Origin of the sequence: Blastomonas fulva (assembly GCF_003431825.1) — a bacterium.
Classification (GTDB): Bacteria; Pseudomonadota; Alphaproteobacteria; order Sphingomonadales; family Sphingomonadaceae; genus Blastomonas; species Blastomonas fulva.
In genome coordinates, this window is the sequence record NZ_CP020083.1 from 3,373,346 (window position 1) to 3,392,053 (window position 18,708).

An 18,708-nucleotide genomic window follows, 5' to 3' on the forward strand; every position below is an offset into this window, starting at 1 on the left:
CATCTGGGAGGTTCAAGCCCCTACACACTATGCCATTGCGATGATCACGAAACACGGAGCCAACCACGCGATGACCCGCACCCTGACCCATCTCGAACGACTCGAGGCCGAAGCGATCCACATCATGCGCGAAGTGGTGGCTCAGGCGGAAAAGCCGGTGATGCTGTATTCGGTGGGCAAGGACAGCGCGGTGATGCTGCATCTGGCGCGCAAGGCATTCTATCCCTCGCCGCCGCCCTTCCCGCTGCTGCACGTCGATACCACCTGGAAGTTCAAGGACATGTACGCGCTGCGCGACCGGATGGCTCGCGAGAGCGGGATGGAGCTGCTGGTCTACCAGAACCCCGAAGCCGCTGAGCGCGGGATCAACCCTTTCGACCATGGCCCGCTGCACACCGACATGTGGAAGACAGAAGGCCTCAAACAGGCGCTCGACCTGCACGGGTTCGACGCGGCCTTCGGCGGTGCGCGGCGCGACGAGGAAAAGAGCCGCGCCAAGGAGCGCATCTTCTCGTTCCGCACCGCAAGCCATGGCTGGGACCCCAAGAACCAGCGTCCCGAACTGTGGAACCTCTACAACGCCCGCAAGAACAAGGGCGAGAGCATCCGCGTCTTCCCGATCAGCAACTGGACCGAACTCGACATCTGGCAGTACATCCAGCTCAACGATGTGCCTATCGTGCCGCTCTATTTTGCCGCCGTCCGCCCGACCTTCGAATGGGAGGGGCAGCTGTTCATGGCCGATGATGTCGAGCGGCTGACCCGGGTGCTGGGCCGCACGCCCGAGATCACCGATCGGTCGATCCGCTTCCGCACCCTGGGCTGCTTCCCGCTCACCGGCGCGGTCGAGAGCACCGCAAGCACGCTGCCCGAGGTCATCCAGGAAACGCTGCTCACCACCACCTCGGAACGTCAGGGCCGGGTGATCGACAAGGATGCCGGCGGCGCGGGCATGGAAAAGAAGAAGCAGGAGGGCTATTTCTGATGGACAACGCTTATCAGACCGAGGCTCTCATCGCCGAGGACATCCACGCCTATCTCGACGTCCACCAGCACAAGACGATGCTGCGCTTCATCACTTGCGGATCGGTGGACGACGGCAAGTCGACGCTGATCGGACGGCTGCTGTACGACAGCAAGATGATCTTCGAGGACCAACTCGCCGCGCTCGAGGCCGACAGCAAGCGCGTCGGCACCCAGGGGCAGGAGATCGACTTTGCGCTGCTGGTCGATGGCCTCGCCGCCGAGCGCGAGCAGGGCATCACCATCGATGTCGCCTATCGCTTCTTCAACACCGAAAAGCGCAAGTTCATCGTCGCGGACACTCCGGGGCATGAACAGTATACCCGCAATATGGTCACCGGCGCCTCGACCGCGGACCTTGCCGTCATCCTGATCGATGCGCGCAAGGGGGTGCTCACCCAGACGCGGCGGCACAGCTATCTCGCGCACCTCATCGGCATCCGCAACATCGTGCTGGCGGTCAACAAGATGGATCTGGTGGACTACAGCCAGACCCGCTTCGACGAGATCGTCGCCGAATATCGCGAATTTGCTACCAGCATCGGCATCACCGCTTTCACCGCGATGCCGATCAGCGGCTTCAAGGGCGACAACATCACCGCCCCCTCGGCCAACACGCCCTGGTACACCGGCCCCAGCCTGATCGCGCATCTCGAAGAGGTCGAAGTGAACAGCGCGCAGGAACAGACGCGCCCGTTCCGCATGCCGGTCCAGTGGGTCAACCGCCCCAATCTCGATTTCCGGGGCTTTTCCGGGCTGATCGCGGGTGGATCGGTGAGGCCAGGTGATGCCGTGCGCGTGCTGCCCTCGGGCAAGACCAGCACCATCAGCCGCATCGTCACGCTTGAGGGCGATCTCGACGAGGCGGTTGTGGGCCAGTCGGTGACATTGTGCCTCGCCGACGAGATCGACTGTTCGCGCGGCGATGTCATCGCCACCGCGGACAACCCGCCCGAGGTAGCCGACCAGTTCGAGGCGACCATCGTGTGGATGGACGACGAGGCGATGCTGGTGGGCCGGTCCTATTGGCTCAAGCTCGGCACCCAGACCGTGTCGGTGACGGTGCAGCAGCCCAAATACACCGTCAACGTCAACACGCTTGAGCATCTTGCGTGCAAGACGCTCGAGCTCAACGCGATCGGTGTCGCCGAGATCGCCACCGACAAGCCTATCGTGTTCGAAGCCTATGCCGACAGCCGGACGCTGGGCGGGTTCGTGCTTGTCGACAAGCTCACCAACCGCACCGTGGCGGCGGGCATGCTGCATTTCTCGCTGCGCCGCGCGCAGAACGTCCACTGGCAGGCGACCGACATCACCCGCGAGGTCCATGCCGGCCTCAAGAACCAGAAGCCCAAGGTGCTGTGGTTCACCGGGCTTTCCGGATCGGGCAAGTCGACCATTGCCAACGAGGTCGAAAAGTCACTCAACCTGATGAACCGGCACACCTTCCTGCTTGATGGTGACAATGTCCGGCACGGTCTCAACCGCGACCTTGGCTTTACCGAAGCCGACCGGATCGAGAACATCCGCCGGGTCGGAGAAGTTGCCAAGCTGATGGCCGATGCCGGTCTGATCGTGCTCACCGCGTTCATCAGCCCGTTCCGCGCCGAACGCGAAATGGTACGCAAGATGCTGCCAGAGGGCGAGTTCATCGAGATCTTCGTCGATACCCCGCTCGAGGTCGCCGAGGCGCGCGACGTCAAGGGCCTCTACAAGAAGGCCCGTGCGGGCGCGCTCAAGAACTTCACCGGGATCGACAGCCCCTATGAGCCGCCCGAAACCCCCGACATCCGCGTCAATACGGTCGCGATGACGCCTGGGGAAGCCGCCGAGCATATCATTCGCCAGCTGATGCCGCTGAAATGAGTATGACCGATGGCGACCTTGCCGCGCATCTGGCGCACACCGCAGGCCGCATCCTGCTCGACGTCAGGCAATCGGGGCTGGTGTCAGGCGCATCGCTGGGCAAGGCCGGCGACCAGACCGCGAACCAGCTGCTGGTCCATGCCCTGCGCCAGCAGCGGCCCGATGACGGCCTGTTGTCCGAAGAGGAAAAGGACAATCTGGAGCGGCTCGCGCACCGCCGCGTGTGGATCATCGATCCGGTCGATGGCACCCGCGAATATGGCGAGGAGCGCGCCGACTGGGCGGTGCATATCGGGCTATCTATCGATGGCGTCGCCAGTATCGGTGCGGTTGCGTTGCCCGCGCTTGATGTCGTGTTGCGCAGCGACCGGCCCCAGCCGCTGCCGCCGGGCGCGCCCATTCCGCGCATGGTTGTCAGCCGAACCCGCCCCGCGAAAGAGGCGCTCGCGGTAGCCGAGACGCTGGCGGCCGAACTTCTGCCGATGGGCAGCGCGGGCGCCAAGGCGATGGCGATCGTGCGCGGCGAGGCGGAAATCTATCTGCACACCGGCGGCCAGTTCGAATGGGACAGCTGCGCCCCGGTCGCGGTCGCCGCAGCGCATGGGCTCCACGTCAGCCGCGCCGACGGAACTCCCCTCGTCTACAACCAGGCCGACACCTACATGCCCGACCTGCTGATCTGCCGCCCGGAATGGACCGAGCGGGTGCTCATGGCGATGCGCGCGCTCACCGACTGACGGTGGGCGCGCCCGGACAGCCTCAGACTGCCTGAGCCACGCTCAGGCAGTCCGGGCCTTGCCGAGCAGGTCATAAGGATCGATGCCGCGCGCACGCAGCCGGTCGTGCGCCATCCCGTAAAACGCCGCCGGGGTGATGTTCAGCCGCTTGCGGGCCTGGGCCAGCGGCTCGGCGAGCAGCGACGCGATCGACTGCTCGGAAATGCGCGGGCACGCCTTGCCCAGCCGCTTCGCCTCGCCGATCGCCTTGAACACCGGCGCATCGCTGCGCACCGTCCGGGTCATGTTGAGTGCGCCCATATAGGCGATGAAGATGTTGCCGGGCGCGGGGTTCTGGCCATAGGTGAACGCCAGCACACACTGCTCGCCCAGCGCATCGCGGCCATAGCCGGTGAGCACATGCAGCAGGTCATGCGTGTCGCGCAGCCGGTTGATGTACCATTCGATCAGGTCGCCATAGCGGCGCCCCCTCTGGAACCGGTCGTATTCCTCGACCAGTCCGGCAGCGCTCAGCCCCTCGCGCTCCATGAAATCGACATAGGCATGCGCGACGCTCCCCTTGGGCATGGCGCGCAGCCTTGCATGATCGTCGAGCAGATCGGGCAGATAGGGCTCGCTCTCGCGCAGCGCCTTGCCGAAATCGCTGTAGACGAAGGCCTTCGCCTCATCGACGAGGCCCATCCGCGGGAGGCACTGGAAGATGTGGAACACCTGCTCGGTGTCTTCCTTGTCCGCCACCAGCTTGCGGAAATGGTGCATCGCCTTGAAGGGCCGAAACTTCGGCACGGGGCGGTCGGGATGGCGAAACACGGCGTCTGTCATCATGGCACCTGATCGGCGAGTGGAGTCTGGACTTACACCTGTGTTAATATCATGCCCGCAGCGGTTTGGAAATGCCCCGCCTGCGCAGGGCCAGAGTGATCAGCGAGTGACGACATCGCGCTTCATCGGGGCAAGCTTGGAGAGGAGGCGGTTCTGCGCGGCAAAGCCGACCCGTTCATCCGCCATCGCCGCCTGCAGGTTCTCGACCAGAACATTGAGATCATCGATCTGCAAACCGAGGTCGCGGTGCGATGTCGCCATGTCACGCCCGGTATAGTCGCATCCGGCATTGAGGATGTGGCAGAACTGCTCGAACAGCGTGCGGCGCAGCCGGACCAGATCATGCGAGACGAAGACCTCCGAAATCCTCGGATCGACGATGGCGCGGTCGACCATGCCGTTGACGACACGGCGTATGCCTTCCTGCCCGTGAAAGGCATCGCTCATGCCGGTGCCTGCAAACGGCGCAGCGCCGGCGTGCGCATTGGATGGCTGATAGGGATTGACCGGAAGCTCCCCGGTCACCGGATCGCGCTGAGGCTCGGGCTTGGCTGCGGCTTCGGCTTCGGCTTCAGCTTCGCTTTGGCTCTCGCTGGCGATGTCGGGCACGGCATCCACCGGCATGTCCTGGAAGCTGGCCAGTGTGAGGGCAAAGATGAGGCTGATCATGTCCGTGGTCCTGTCCGGAATTTCAAAAGGCGGCCTGGAGCGAAAGAAACGCGCCGCGCTGCTTTTCGGCGGTCGCGACACTGCCGAGGTCGACATAGGCGGCGGTAACCGTGACGTTGCGGGTCAGGGCATAGGCGGCAAACAGGTCCACCCAGTCATCCTCGCGCGCGATGGCCAGGTTGTCGGGCTTGGTGCGATATTCGCCCCCGACCACGAACCGACGCGAGAACTGATAGGCGATCGAGCCTTCGAATTGCGGCTTGTGATTGTTCTGCGTCGCGCTGCCGAAGCCGAGCAGCCCGGCCTGGTTGGCCTTGGTGAACCGCACTGTCGCGTTGGCGAGCAGGCTGTGCGACAGGAATAGCTTGGTCGCGCTGATATAGAAATCGGTGCCATGCGGCGATGCGGCCCCGACCGCGGCGACGACCGCATCGTCGCTCGATCGTTTGTGCTGCACCCCGATGGCGATCTGCGGCATCAGCGGATCGCCATAGACGACATCGCCCGCCAGCTTCAGCTTGGCGCCGAAAACATCCTGGTTCAGCGTATATCCCCGCCCCAGGCCCAGCGCTGTTCCGATGTCGATGGTGTCGAGGTTCTGACGCGCATAGCTCAGTTCCAGCCGATCGAAAAAGCCCAGAGAGACGCCGTAGCTGGTCCAGTTGTAATCGGGCAGTTCGATGATCGTGCCGTGCGCCGACCCGCCGATGCCCTCCTGCGTCGCATTGCCCGCGATCGTGCTCCAGGTGGCCAGCCCGCCACCACCTGAACCCTCGATGGTGCTCACGCCGTTGGTCAGCAGCAGTTTGCCGCCGTTGCGCAGGTCCTGTGCATGCGCCGGAAGATTGGAAAGGGCGGCAAGGCCGATCAGGCACGCAAGGGTGCGCAGAGCAGGATGAACGTTCATGACCGGCGGGTAATTCAGAACTGCCTAACCAAGAGTTAAGCATGATGCCCCCAAATTGCCGCCAAATGTAAAATATGCAGAATCACGGTTTTTGACGGCTTAAACCGTTGAGTTTCCTAACGGAAGCAGCAACTTTTTAACTCTTGCGGGCTAGCTCCGAGAGGATGACTACCCCCCGCGCCCCGTTCGTTGCCGCCCTCAGTGCCGCCGTTCTCGCCTGCCTTGCCGTGCCATCATCCCAGGCCGCAGGGCCCGCCACGCTGGCGCTCACCGTCCGGCAGGCCAGCGGTCTTCCCGTCCGCGATGCCGTGGTGATGGTGTACCCCAAGGCCGGCGCCTCCAGCGGGCCGATCCGCTTCGGTTGGAAATATGACATGGCGCAAGCGAACATCGCCTTCACCCCCGGAACGCTGATCGTCCCGGCGGGCGCCACGGTGCGCTTCCCCAACCAGGACAAGGTACGTCACAGCATCTACAGCTTCTCCAAATCGGCCAAGATCGACATCCAGCTTTATGGTCGCGACGAGACCCGCAGCCACAGCTTCGCGGTGGCCGGCAGCGTCGCGCTGGGCTGCAAGATCCACGACCAGATGCGTGGCTATGTCAAGGTGGTCGACACCCCCTATGCCGCCAAGACCGATCACAACGGCCAGGTCCGCCTCGCCCAGCTTCCCGGTGGCGCGGCCGTCGTCAAGGTCTGGCATCCCGCGCTGCGCAGCCGCACCGGCGAGCACGAGGAAGCCGTGATGCTTGCTGCAGGCCAGCCGACCACGCGCGCGATCTCGGTCGATCTGCGTACCCAGAAGTAACGCGCGATGGACTCCTCCACCCTGCCGCTCCGCGGACGCTTCCGGTCGCTCGCCACCCGCATCACGGTCTGGTATGGCGTGGTGATCGCGCTCACCTTCGGCGCCTTCATCATCGTCGCGACCGATGGGGTCGAGCGTTACGCCGAGAGCGTGGCCACCAAGGAAATGGCGACCAACGCCGCGACCTTCGACAAGATCCTGGAACTTCAGGCCAGGCAGATGCGGACGTCGGCGGACGTTCTGGCGGCAGATTTCGGGTTCCGCGAAGCTTTCGCACTCGACGACCAGCCGACCATCACCAGCGCGCTCGAAAGCCTGAGGGTCAGGGCGGGCGCTCCGCTGGCGATCATGATCCCGCTGCAGGGCGACTTCATCAGCACCGGCGCCCCGATGAACGCGACCGAACAGGACGCATTATGGGAGGCGGTCGATTCAGGGATCGATCGCGGCGTGTTCCAGGTGGGCGGTCGCTATCACAACGCGGTCGCCGCACCGATCCTCATCCCCGATCTGGCGGGCTGGCTGGTGCTGGCGAGGCCGCTCGATGCTGCCGCAATGCGCGAATTGGCGCGGCTCGCACCTGCAGGCATGTCAGCGCGGATCCGCGCGTCCGGCCCGCTGCCGGGCGGGATCGACCTGTCGCAGGCCAGCGGCAGGGCCCCGGTCGAAACGCGGCTCGATGGCGAACGCGTCCTCTACTGGTCGAAGCCCCTTCCCGCGCTCGACACCAGCCTCAAGCCCCGGGTGGTGCTGCGCTATGAGCTGAGCAGCGCGCTGGCCGAATACAACCCGATCAAATATCTGCTGCTGGCACTGAGCGCGGTGGGCCTGACCCTCTCGGTGCTGATCGGCGCATTCGTTTCGCGCGGGATCACCCGCCCGATCGCCACGCTGGAAAACGCCGCGCGTGAGATCAGTCGCGGGTCGCGCGATACGGTGTCGATCACCACCGATGACGAGGTCGGACGGCTTGCAGACAGCTTCAACTCGATGGTCGAATCGATCAAGGAGCGCGAGGAGCGGATCACCCATATCGCGCTGCACGACGAGCTGACCGGATTGCCCAACCGCAAGCTTTTCGCCGAGCAGCTGGAGTTCGCGCTTGGCAGGCGCGCCAGCACCCACCGCATCGCGATCATGTATTTCGATCTCGACAACTTCAAGGCGGTCAACGACACGCTGGGTCATCCCGTGGGTGACGAGCTGCTGCGCGCGGTTGCCGAGCGGCTTCGTACCAGCATGCCCGGCGCGCTGATCAGCCGCCAGGGCGGCGACGAATTTGCCATCCTGATCGACCAGATCGAACCCCATGCCAAGATCGCGCTGCTCGCGGACCGGGTCAGCGCGGTGTTCCACTCCGCCTTCCAGCTCTCCGACCACCGGCTCGAGACCAGCTCCAGCATCGGGATCGCTGTAGCGCCGACGGATGGCGATTGCCCCGACGAGCTGATCAAGAATGCCGATCTCGCGCTCTATCGCGCAAAGAAGGAGGGCCGCAATTGCTCGTGCTTCTTCGAGCAAGCGATGGATCTCGAGGCCCGCAAGCGCCATCAGATGGAAATCGACATGCGCGAGGCGGTGCGCGAGGGGCAGTTCCTGCTGAATTACCAGCCGTTGTTCAGCCTCGAGAAAAACCGCGTCATGGGCTTTGAGGCGCTGGTCCGCTGGCAGCACCCTTTGCGTGGGCTAGTGTCACCCGCCGAGTTCATTCCGTTGGCCGAAGACACCGGCATGATCGTGCCGATCAGCGAATGGGTGCTCAACGAGGCCTGCCAGCGCGCGGGCCAATGGCCCGATGACATCCGCATCGCGGTGAACCTCTCGCCGGTGCTGTTCAAGAATGCCGGATTGCCGCTGCTGGTAATGCAGGCGCTCGACAAGGCCGGGCTCAAGCCCAACAGGCTCGAGCTCGAGGTGACCGAATCGCTGTTCATCGACAACATCGAGCGCACCACCGCGATGCTCAATGCGCTGCGCGATTGCGGGGTCCGGATCGCGCTCGACGATTTCGGCACGGGATACAGCTCACTCAATTACCTGCGCTCTTTCCCGTTCGACAAGATCAAGATCGACAAGAGCTTCGTCGACGATCTGGCGACCGACATCAGCTCGCAGGCGATCATCGGCGCTATTACCGCGCTCGCCTCGGCGCTGGGGATGGAAACGATTGCCGAGGGCGTCGAGGACAAGGACCAGCTCGAGGCACTGCGCGCGCAGGGATGCTCGAACATCCAGGGCTATCTGTTCAGCCGTCCGGTCGGGATCGAGCTGGTCGATGCGATGATCGCCGACATGCGCTACACTCAGGCCGAGCCCGGCGAAGCCGCAGAGCACGGGAGGGCCCGCCGCGTCGCCTGACCGGACTGGCCATTCCAGCCAAACCCATCAGACAGCTTTGACACGCATAATTGTCTGAGTTATTCCCAGGCGCCTCGAACGTCCGCACTCTGAGCGAGCGGGCGCAGCATGGAGGATGAAGATGGCATCGCGGACAAAGCTGGGACTGATAACGGCAGCGGCCGGGCTCGCAGCGACGATGTCGCCGCTCGCGCTCGCCTCGCCCGCGCGGTTCGAGGAGTTTCGCTATGAGGGCCGCTCGCAGGAGCAGGTGACGGTGGGGCCGGGCCAATATCGCAACCCGGTGCTCTCGGGCTATTATCCCGATCCCTCGATCACCCGGGTGGGCGAGGATTACTATCTCGTCACCTCGACCTTCACTCATTTTCCCGGCCTGCCGATCTTCCATTCGCGCGATCTGGTCACCTGGAAGCAGATCGGCAACGCCATCGACCGGCCCGGCCAGCTCGACTTCACCGGGCTTCAGGTGTCAAAGGGCGTGTTTGCTCCCGACATCTCCTGGCACGATGGCACCTTCTACATCGTCGGGACCTGTGTGGGGTGCCGGGACAATTTCTTTATCACCGCCAAGAACCCCGCCGGCCCCTGGTCCGACCCGACATGGCTTCCGTTCGAAGGCATCGATCCGTCGATCCACTGGGACGGCGACAGGGCATACATCGTCAACAACCGCGCACCCGACGAGCCGCCGCGCTATGATGGCCACCGCGCGATCTGGATCCAGGAGTTCGACTGGCGGGCGGGCACGATGGTCGGCGAGAGCACGCAGCTGGTCAATGGCGGCATCGACCTGCGTACCAAGCCGATCTGGATCGAGGGACCGCACATCATCCGCAAGGACGGCTTCTACTATCTGATCGCGGCAGAAGGCGGCACCGGCGACAAGCACAGCGAAGTGGTGCTGCGATCCTCCCAACTGCGCGGGCCTTACACGCCCTATGCCGGCAACCCCATTCTCAGCCAGCGCACGCTCGATCCCAGGCGGCCCAACCCGGTCACGTCGGCAGGGCACGCCAAGTTCGTCCAGACACCCGATGGCGAATGGTGGGCGACCTTCCTCGCCACCCGGCCCTATGACGACGACACCTACAATATCGGCCGCGAGACATTCCTGCTGCCGGTGACGTGGCGCGCTGGCTGGCCACTCATTCTGCCTGATGGCGAACGCATCCCCTTTGTCGCGAAGCGCCCTGCGCTTGCCGCCGACACCCCTGCCTCGCCGCCTCTGTCGGGCGACTTCGGCTATATCGACAGCTTCGATGGCCCTGCCCTCGCGCCGCAATGGCTGACGGTGCGGACGCCCAAGGCGCCTTTCCATCGGCTCGACCGCGGTGCGCTCGTGATCGAGGGCGCAGCGGCCATGGGCGACCAGAGCGGAGTGCCTGGCTTTATCGGCAGACGCCAGCAGCACCACATCGCCACCATGTCGACGGTGCTGGAATATGCCCCGGACAAGGATGGCGCCCGGGCCGGGCTGGCGGCCATGCAGTCCGACCAGTCCTTCCTCTTCTTCGGCATCACCCGCATGGAGGGCAAGCCGATGGTTGCGCTGTTCGTCCGCGACCGGGCCGACGTAGATACGCTGGTGGCCGCGCATCCCCTGGAATCGCAGGGCCCGGTCACGCTTACCATCCGTGCCGACGGCGGCAATATGGCCTTCGACTATGCGGCAGGCGGCCGGTCGCGCACGCTCAAGGCCGGTCTGGATGCCCGGTTCCTCAGCACCCGGCGGGCGCGCGGCTTCACCGGAACGCTGGTCGGCCCCTATGTCCACACCCCCTGACCCGCGCCATCTTTGTTCGATCTGATGCTACGCGCTTGACAAGCCCGCCAAAAGTATGATGGTAGCGCTATCACAAGAACAGCAAGGTGTTTTACATGGAGGGGGATCCCCAAGCTAATCGGTCGGCGATGCCCGACGACTGGATGACGGGCGTGTTCGCCGGGCGCAGATTGACCGAGGTCGGCCCCAGCCCCTTTCTGGTCGTAGGCGGCGAGCTGTACGACATGGCGCAGGTCGCCCCCACCATGACAGCCTTGATCGAGCGTGGCGATTTTACCGGCAATGGCGGCGAGCATCTCGGCCGCTTCGCATTTGCAGACGAACATCTGCTCAGCCCGGTCGATCTGCAGTGCATCAAGGCGTGCGGCGTCACCTTTGCGGTCTCGGCGATCGAACGAGTGATCGAGGAGAGCGCGCGCGGCGACTGGAATGCGGCGTCCGCGATCCGCGAGCGGCTGGAAACCCGCGTCGGCGGCTCGATCCGCTCGGTCGTTCCAGGCTCGGCCGAAGCCGCCGCACTCAAGACTGCCCTGATCGAAGACGGGCTGTGGTCGCAATATCTGGAAGTTGCGATCGGCCCCGATGCCGAGGTGTTCACCAAGGCGCCCGTGCTTGCCTCGGTCGGCGCCGATGCGGCGATCGGCATCCGCTCCGATTCCCACTGGAACAATCCCGAGCCGGAGATTGCCCTGCTGGTGAGCAGCGCCGGCAATCCGGTCGGCGCAATGCTGGGCAATGATGTCAACCTGCGCGATTTCGAGGGCCGGTCGGCGCTGCTACTGGGCAAGGCCAAGGACAACAATGCATCGTGCGCACTCGGCCCGCTGGTGCGCCTGTTCGACAGCAGCTTCACGCTCGACGACGTCCGCCAGGCCGATGTGCGCCTGACCATCACCGGCGAGGACGGCTTCGTCCTCAACGGCGAAAGCAACATGCGCGAGATCAGCCGCGACCCGCTCGATCTGGTGCGCCAGACGCTGAGCGAGCACCAGTATCCCGATGGCTTCGTGCTGTTCATGGGCACGTTGTTCGCCCCGGTCGAGGACCGCGACGAGCCCGGGCGGGGATTCACCCACAAGGTGGGCGACATCGTCGCTATCGAGAACCGCAAGCTGGGTCGGCTGGTCAACACTGTGGTGACCTCTCGCGATGCACCGCCCTGGCAGATGGGCATCGGCGCGCTGATGGCCAATCTGGCAGGCCGTGGCCTGCTGCGGGGTGCGGCATGACCAGCACGACGATATTGCAGGCAGACCAGTTGCAGTCGGGGTTCGACTCCGCCATCTATCCCAGCCTTTCGGGCAAGCGGGTACTCGTTACCGGAGGCGCCACCGGAATCGGCGCTGCGCTGGTGGAACGGTTTGTCCAGCAAGACGCGCATGTCGCTTTCGTCGACGTCAACCATGCAGCGGGCCATGCGCTTGCCGCCCGGCTGGCGGGGACGCATTTCGTCCATTGCGACCTGCGCGATATCGATGCGCTCAAGGCCTGTCTTGACGGTGTGAGGGCCGAACTGGGCGGGATCGACATCCTGCTCAACAACGCCGCCAATGACGACCGTCACACGGTGATGGAGGTGACGCCCGATTACTGGGATGACCGCATGGCCACCAATCTGCGCCACCTGTTCTTCGCCGCGCAGGCTGTGGTGCCGGCGATGCAGGCCGCTGGCGGCGGCGTGATCATCAACTTCGGGTCGATCAGCTGGCATCTGGGGCTGGCGGATCTGGTGCTGTACCAGACCGCCAAGGCCGCGATCGAGGGAATGACCCGGGGGCTGGCGCGCGATCTCGGGCGCGACAACATCCGCGTCACCACCATCGTGCCCGGCAATGTGCAGACCCCGCGCCAGGAGCAATGGTACACCCCCGAAGGCGAGGCCGAGATCGTCGCCGCACAGTGCCTGAGCGAGCGGATCCAGCCCGACGATGTCGCAGCACTGGCGCTGTTCCTCGCCTCGGACGATGCGCGGATGTGCACCGGTCACGAATACTTCGTCGATGCAGGCTGGCGCTGACATGACCGTCCAGTCGGTCCTGCCCGTCGGCGCGATGCTGGGCGAAGGGCCGGTCTGGACCGGCGATGCGCTGTGGTTCGTCGACATCAAGGGACGGGCCGTCCATCGCTTCGACCCTGGAGATGGCTCCAGCCAGGCATGGTCCGCGCCTGATCAGGTCGGCTGGGTGTTGCCTGCCGAGGCGGGCGACATGATCGCCGGGGTCAAGACCGGGTTGCACCGCTTCGATCCTGTCACCGGCAGCTTCGCGCTGCTGCACGATCCCGAGCCGGATTATCCCGGCAACCGGCTGAACGATGCCGCCACCGACCGCACCGGGCGGCTGTGGTTCGGAAGCATGGATGATGGCGAGGCGGCGATGACCGGGCGGCTGTATCGCTGCGACGGCGGCGCGTGCCGCGACACGCGCCTGCCCCCGGTTGCGATCACCAACGGCCCAGCGATCAGCGCCGATGGCCGCACGCTGTATCACACCGACACGCTGGGCAAGACCATCTGGCGCGTCGCAATTGCGGACGATGGCGCGCTGGGCGCACCCGAACGCCATATCGTGGTCGGCAAAGCTGAGGGCTATCCCGATGGATCGGTGATCGATGCCGAGGGCTGTCTGTGGGTTGCGTTCTACGGCGGATGGGGCGTGCGGCGGTACGATCCTTCGGGCCGGATGATGCGTTTTGTGCGCTTTCCGGTGGCCAATGTCACCAAGATCGCGTTTGGCGGAGCGAACCTGACAACGGCTTATGCAACGAGCGCGCGCAAGGGGTTGGATAATGCCGCGCTCGAGGCGCAGCCGCTGGCAGGTCATCTGTTCACGTTCGATCCCGGCGTTGCCGGACTGCCGGTAACCCCGGCCAAGATATAATGAGACCATAAAAAGGAGCAGGAGAGATGGCGACGGTGGCAGGGACGGCCGAAGAGCGCGTCAACATGGGGTTTATCGTCGCGATCGTTGCGGTGGCGACGATCGGCGGGTTCATGTTCGGCTATGATTCGGGGGTGATCAATGGCACCCAGAAGGGGCTGGAAAGCGCGTTCGACCTAGGCAAATTCGGCATAGGCGTCAATGTCGGCGCGATCCTGGTCGGCTCTGCCATCGGCGCCTTTGGCGCAGGACGGATGGCCGACAGCATCGGCAGGCGCGGTGTCATGCTGCTCTCGGCCGCGCTGTTCCTCGCGAGCGCGCTAATGGCCGGCGCGGCCTCGTCCTCGGTCGTCTTCATCATCGCGCGCATCGTCGGCGGGCTGGGCGTGGGCGCGGCAAGCGTGATCTCGCCGGTCTATATCTCCGAGGTCACCCCCGCCAATATTCGCGGGCGGCTCTCGAGCATCCAGCAGGTGATGATCATCACCGGGCTGACCGGCGCGTTCGTCGCCAACTTCGCGCTGGCACGGCTGGCGGGAGGGTCGACCGCCGAATTCTGGATGGGCTATCCCGCCTGGCGCTGGATGTTCTGGCTGCAGGCCATCCCCGCCGCAATCTATGGCCTGGCGCTTCTGGTGATCCCCGAAAGCCCGCGTTATCTGGTAGCGCGCGGGCGCGAAGCCGATGCGCACAAGGTGCTGACCCGGCTGTTCGGACCGGCAGAGGCCGACCGCAAGGTGGTGGAAATCCGCAACAGCCTGGCCACCGACCAACACCGCGCGCGCCTGTCCGATCTGATCGACAAGGCATCGGGCAAGATCCGCCCGATCGTGTGGACCGGCATCGGCCTTGCGGTGTTCCAGCAGGCCGTGGGAATCAACGTGGTGTTCTATTACGGTGCCGCTTTGTGGGAGGCGGTCGGCTTCTCGGAGGATTATGCGCTGCAGACCAACATCCTGTCGGGCGTGCTTTCGATCGGGGCGTGCCTCGCGACGATGCTGCTGGTCGACCGGATCGGGCGCAAGCCGCTGCTGCTGTTCGGCTCGGCGGGCATGGCGGTCACGCTCGCAATCGTCGCTTATGCGTTCTCGACTGCGGTCACCGCTGCCGACGGTGCGGTCTCGCTGCCCGGCAGCAACGGCCTGATCGCCCTGATCGCCGCCAACCTCTATGTCATCTTCTTCAACCTGAGTTGGGGCCCGGTGATGTGGGTGATGCTGGGCGAGATGTTTCCGAACCAGATTCGCGGATCTGGCCTCGCGGTGGCCGGCTTTGCACAGTGGATGGCCAATGCCGCGATATCGGTGAGCTTCCCCGCGCTCGCCGCATCGCCGGGACTGGCGGTGACCTATCTGGGCTATGCGCTGTTTGCGGCGATATCCTATCTGTTCGTCCACAAGATGGTGGTCGAAACACGCGGGCGCGAGCTGGAGGACATGGAGGGTTGAAGGCCCCTCAGCCGGGCTTCCGCGCCGCCGGGCGGCGGCGCGGAGCCGCATCGGATTGCCTGCGGATCAGCTCGTAGTCGGCAAGGACATGCGCTGGCTGGTCCGCAGCAGACGCCTTGCCGTTGCGGATGGTGCGCACCAGCAGTTCGACCGCGCGGCGCGACATTTCGATCACCGGTTGGCGGATTGTGGTGAGCTCGGGCCAGATGGTGGTGGCAAGCGCGGTGTCGTCAAACCCGCACACAGTCAGGTCGCCCGGAACGTCGAGCCCCTTGCGGTGCGCGATGGCGACCGTCGCCGCCGCCATGTCGTCGTTCGCAGCAAAGATCGCGGTGGGCGGGTCGGCGCTGTCGAGCAGCAGATCGGCGGCATCCAGCCCCGAGCGGTACGTGAACATGCCCTCTGCCACCAGCTCCGACCCCGTGGTCAGCCCTGCATCCTTGAGCGCGGCCCTATAGCCCTCCAGACGCTCGGCGCTGGCGGTCTGGTTGGGGTTTCCGGTGATGAAGCCGATACGCACATGGCCCAGCTGGATCAGATGCCGGGTCATGTCATAGGCGGCCTGGCGGTCGTCGATGCTTACCGACAGCGCCCAGTCGGGGGCGCGGCCCGTGGCAACCGCAACGACTGGAATCCCGCGCGCTTCCAGCGCCGACAGGATCGGCAGCGAGTCGCTGAGCGGCGGCGGCAGCACAACGCCATCAATGCGGCCGCGCAGCAGATGATCGACCGCAGCCGCCTCGCCGCCATCGTCGTCGCATTTCTCGACCACCAGATGCACGTTGCTGCGGCTGGCCTGATCGAGGCTGCCCACCAGAAACTCGCTCAGATAGGCAAAGGACGGGTTGGAATGCAGCAGACCGATGCGGATGTCGTCGCCCCCGGCGAGCGTTCGCGCCGCGACATTGGGCGCATAATTCAACGCGGCAATCGCCTCTTCCACCCGGAGACGGGTGTCATCGCGGACGTTGCTTTCGCCGTTGATCACGCGGCTCACGGTCATCGGGGAAACCCCCGCTTGGGCCGCCACGTCGCTGATCGTGGGAACGTTGCGCTGACGCCTTGGGCCTCGAGGTTCCTTCATGCACGGTCTTTCAGGCGAATATCCATAACCGCCCTTTAGCCGCGCTGCCGCGGAAAGGCGAGATGGCAAGAATGACGGCCAGCCCCGGTTCTGGCGCTATTTGGGATTGCCCGGTGCAAACGGAAAGCTCTGCTGCCTGTACCACTCAAGATCGTGCTGCGGCGCGGCCGATCCATTGGGCAACGGCAGGCCGTTGATCGACATCCAGTACGCCAGGCTCGCATCGCGCCACCACCGGGCCTCGCGCTGCTGCACGCCCAGAAACGCATCGGTCTTGGTCCAGCGCTCGGCATCAATCCGTGGCCTGAGCGTCGCCCATTGGCTGCGCATCGAGTCCACTTCTGCCACGCCGCGGTCATAGCGGCGCACCATTTCCTCCCACAGCGTGTTGCCAGCGGGCATCTTGTAGTCCCAGGGCAGATGGTGGAACCACAAGAGTTCTTCGGGCGGTGTGGTCTTCGGGTCGGCATAGCGCCTGGCAAGCACCGGCGCATATTGCGCGACCGCGTTGCTGCCGGTGCGGGTGCGATCGAATCCGATCCCCTGCCTGTCCGCGCGGTGATAATAGACCGGGTTCCATTCGGGCCGGGCCAGATCGGACACCCACGGCCCGGGCCCGTAATGGTGACCGGTGGCGAACAGATGCGCCAGCCCCAGCGGCCCGGTATAATCGACCACCGCCTCGCGCGAGCGCATCATCATCGCGACCACGGTGTCGATGACGACCGGATCGTTGCCGAAGGTCTGCGCCGCCCATTCGCGGGCTATGGCCTCTGACGAGAGCGAAGGGTCCCAGGCCATCCGCCCAAACACATACCAGTTGGCCTGGTTGAACGTGCCCCCGGACCAGTCCCGGTCGCGCCCGATATTGGCGACCCCCGCCATCCCGCTGAGGGAATGGCCGTCGGCCTTGCCGGTGACCACCGAGGCCACGGTTTCTCCCCGCCGCACGCCAGTCTGCGCATCGAGCACCTCCTCGAACAGCGGGCCGAGATAGGCCAGATGCGTCGCGAAGCCGAGATACTCCTTGGTGATCTGGAACTCGGCGATCAGCGGTGTTCTGGGCATCGCGCCGAAAAGCGGGTGGAACGGTTCGCGCGGCTGGAAATCGATCGCTCCGTTCTTGACCTGGACCAGGACATTGTCGGCGAAGCTGCCATCGAGCGGCTTGAACTCGGTATAGGCCTGCTTGGCGCGATCTTCGGGGTCGGTGTCGGCATAGACGAACGCGCGCCACATCACGATGCCATTATGCGGTTTGACCGCCGCCGCCAGCATGTTGGCGCCATCGGCATGACTGGCACCATAATCACGCGGGCCGGGCTGCCCCTCGCTGTTGGCCTTGACCAGAAAACCGCCGAAATCGGGGATCGCGCGATAGATCTCGTCCGCCTTGGCCTTCCACCACGCCGCCACCGCCGGGTCGCGCGGATCGGCTGTTTTCAACCCTCCGAGCTCGATCGGTGCGGAAAAACGCGCCGATAGATAGACCCGGATGCCATAAAGGCGAAAAACATCGGCCAACGCTGCAGCCTTGGCGATATAGGGTGCGGTCAGGCTGTCAGCCTTGGCGTTGACGTTATTGAGCACGGTGCCGTTGATGCCGATCGAGGCATTGGCGCGGGCATAATCCGCATAGCGCGGGTCCTTGAAGTCGGGCAGCACCCACCAGTCCCAAAGCGACTGGCCCGAATAGCCGCGCTCGACCACCCCATCGAGATTGTCCCAATGGTTCAGAATGCGCAGCTTCGTCTGCGGCGAAGAGGCAAGGTCGATGTTCGCGATATCGCCGCCGCTGTTGATATGCCGCAGCAGCGCAAAGGCGCCGTAGAGCACGCCGACATCGACCGAACCGGTGACCAGCAGCACCTCGCGGCCCGCCACCTGCGCCCGCCGCACAGCATAACCTTCGGAGCCCAGGCTTCGGGCATCGAGCCGCAGACCGGCGAGCGCGGCATCGTCGGCTCTGGCGACCACGACCGGAACCGACAGCGCGGGTAGGTTGCGCCGGAGTTCGTCAGCGGCCAGCCGCAGCGTTTCCGATTCGCCCCTTACCTCGACCCCGGAGCGCGCCTGCGTCGTCGCCCCCTCGCCCAGCCACAGCCGATAGCCGTCATCGGCAACGGCGGGACTGGCCAGCACAAGCGCGGCGCAGGCCCAGAGCGGGTTCTGCAGAGTGAACAGTTTCATCGATCCTCTCCCGTGTCGCCATGCATCTTGCACTGACGTTGGCCAACAGCATTGACAAGCCGTTGTTGTGCCGTGCATGTTAGCGGTATCATGGCGACAACATCAATATAAATGTTGCGCGGTTCGGGTAGGG

15 protein-coding genes are annotated in these 18,708 nt (G+C 64.7%); 10 read left to right on the forward strand and 5 right to left on the reverse strand.

Annotated features, from left to right (window positions below):
- The first annotated feature begins 70 nt into the window (after positions 1 to 70).
- From cysD to B5J99_RS16020, 3 genes are read left to right on the forward strand one after another with little or no spacing between them, the layout of a single operon-like run.
- Positions 71 to 985, forward strand: coding sequence for a sulfate adenylyltransferase subunit CysD (gene cysD, locus B5J99_RS16010; protein ID WP_054136413.1), 915 nt, complete (start codon positions 71 to 73; stop codon positions 983 to 985).
- Positions 985 to 2,889, forward strand: a complete 1,905-nt coding sequence (gene cysN / locus B5J99_RS16015; RefSeq protein WP_117352967.1) for a sulfate adenylyltransferase subunit CysN — start codon at positions 985 to 987, stop codon at positions 2,887 to 2,889. The genes cysD and cysN overlap by 1 nt, the downstream gene beginning before the upstream one ends.
- On the forward strand, positions 2,886 to 3,626 hold the full coding sequence (locus B5J99_RS16020; protein ID WP_069050178.1) for a 3'(2'),5'-bisphosphate nucleotidase CysQ: 741 nt from the start codon (positions 2,886 to 2,888) through the stop codon (positions 3,624 to 3,626). Before cysN ends, B5J99_RS16020 begins: the two co-directional genes overlap by 4 nt.
- Before the next feature lie 42 nt (positions 3,627 to 3,668).
- Here B5J99_RS16020 and B5J99_RS16025 read toward each other — a convergent pair whose 3' ends face one another.
- The 3 genes from B5J99_RS16025 to B5J99_RS16035 form a co-directional block, all read right to left on the reverse strand.
- Positions 3,669 to 4,451 carry a Coq4 family protein gene (locus B5J99_RS16025; protein WP_117352968.1) on the reverse strand — a complete coding sequence of 261 codons (783 nt, stop codon included), beginning with the start codon at positions 4,449 to 4,451 and terminating at the stop codon, positions 3,669 to 3,671.
- 96 nt (positions 4,452 to 4,547) lie between these two features.
- Positions 4,548 to 5,117 carry a group I truncated hemoglobin gene (locus B5J99_RS16030; RefSeq protein WP_117352969.1) on the reverse strand — a complete coding sequence of 190 codons (570 nt, stop codon included), beginning with the start codon at positions 5,115 to 5,117 and terminating at the stop codon, positions 4,548 to 4,550.
- A gap of 22 nt (positions 5,118 to 5,139) precedes the next feature.
- A complete protein-coding gene (locus B5J99_RS16035) occupies positions 5,140 to 6,024 on the reverse strand; it encodes a DUF3034 family protein (RefSeq protein ID WP_069050179.1) in 885 nt (294 codons plus the stop codon).
- A gap of 164 nt (positions 6,025 to 6,188) precedes the next feature.
- Here B5J99_RS16035 and B5J99_RS16040 point away from each other — a divergent pair, with 164 nt between their 5' ends.
- From B5J99_RS16040 to B5J99_RS16070, 7 genes are all read left to right on the forward strand, one after another.
- Positions 6,189 to 6,833, forward strand: a complete 645-nt coding sequence (locus tag B5J99_RS16040; protein WP_069050180.1) for a cupredoxin domain-containing protein — start codon at positions 6,189 to 6,191, stop codon at positions 6,831 to 6,833.
- A 6-nt stretch (positions 6,834 to 6,839) separates the two neighbouring features.
- Positions 6,840 to 9,191: a putative bifunctional diguanylate cyclase/phosphodiesterase gene (locus B5J99_RS16045; protein WP_117352970.1), complete on the forward strand. Its 2,352-nt coding sequence runs from the start codon at positions 6,840 to 6,842 to the stop codon at positions 9,189 to 9,191.
- Positions 9,192 to 9,312: 121 nt separating this feature from the next.
- Entirely contained in the window at positions 9,313 to 10,974 is a 1,662-nt protein-coding gene (locus tag B5J99_RS16050; RefSeq protein WP_425456411.1) for a glycoside hydrolase family 43 protein, read from the forward strand.
- Between the two features lie 95 nt (positions 10,975 to 11,069).
- Positions 11,070 to 12,203 (forward strand): fumarylacetoacetate hydrolase family protein, encoded by a 1,134-nt coding sequence (locus tag B5J99_RS16055; protein WP_117352971.1) that lies wholly within the window; start codon positions 11,070 to 11,072, stop codon positions 12,201 to 12,203.
- Entirely contained in the window at positions 12,200 to 12,991 is a 792-nt protein-coding gene (xylB, locus tag B5J99_RS16060) for a D-xylose 1-dehydrogenase (protein ID WP_117352972.1), read from the forward strand. Before B5J99_RS16055 ends, xylB begins: the two co-directional genes overlap by 4 nt.
- Position 12,992: 1 nt before the next feature.
- Entirely contained in the window at positions 12,993 to 13,853 is an 861-nt protein-coding gene (locus tag B5J99_RS16065) for an SMP-30/gluconolactonase/LRE family protein (protein ID WP_231684134.1), read from the forward strand.
- 26 nt (positions 13,854 to 13,879) lie between these two features.
- Positions 13,880 to 15,301, forward strand: a complete 1,422-nt coding sequence (locus B5J99_RS16070; RefSeq protein ID WP_425456412.1) for a sugar porter family MFS transporter — start codon at positions 13,880 to 13,882, stop codon at positions 15,299 to 15,301.
- Positions 15,302 to 15,308: 7 nt separating this feature from the next.
- Here B5J99_RS16070 and B5J99_RS16075 read toward each other — a convergent pair whose 3' ends face one another.
- Both B5J99_RS16075 and B5J99_RS16080 read right to left on the reverse strand, forming a co-directional pair.
- A complete protein-coding gene (locus tag B5J99_RS16075) occupies positions 15,309 to 16,385 on the reverse strand; it encodes a LacI family DNA-binding transcriptional regulator (RefSeq protein ID WP_117352973.1) in 1,077 nt (358 codons plus the stop codon).
- A gap of 96 nt (positions 16,386 to 16,481) precedes the next feature.
- A complete protein-coding gene (locus B5J99_RS16080; RefSeq protein ID WP_117352974.1) occupies positions 16,482 to 18,575 on the reverse strand; it encodes an alpha-glucuronidase family glycosyl hydrolase in 2,094 nt (697 codons plus the stop codon).
- Positions 18,576 to 18,708 lie beyond the last annotated feature (133 nt).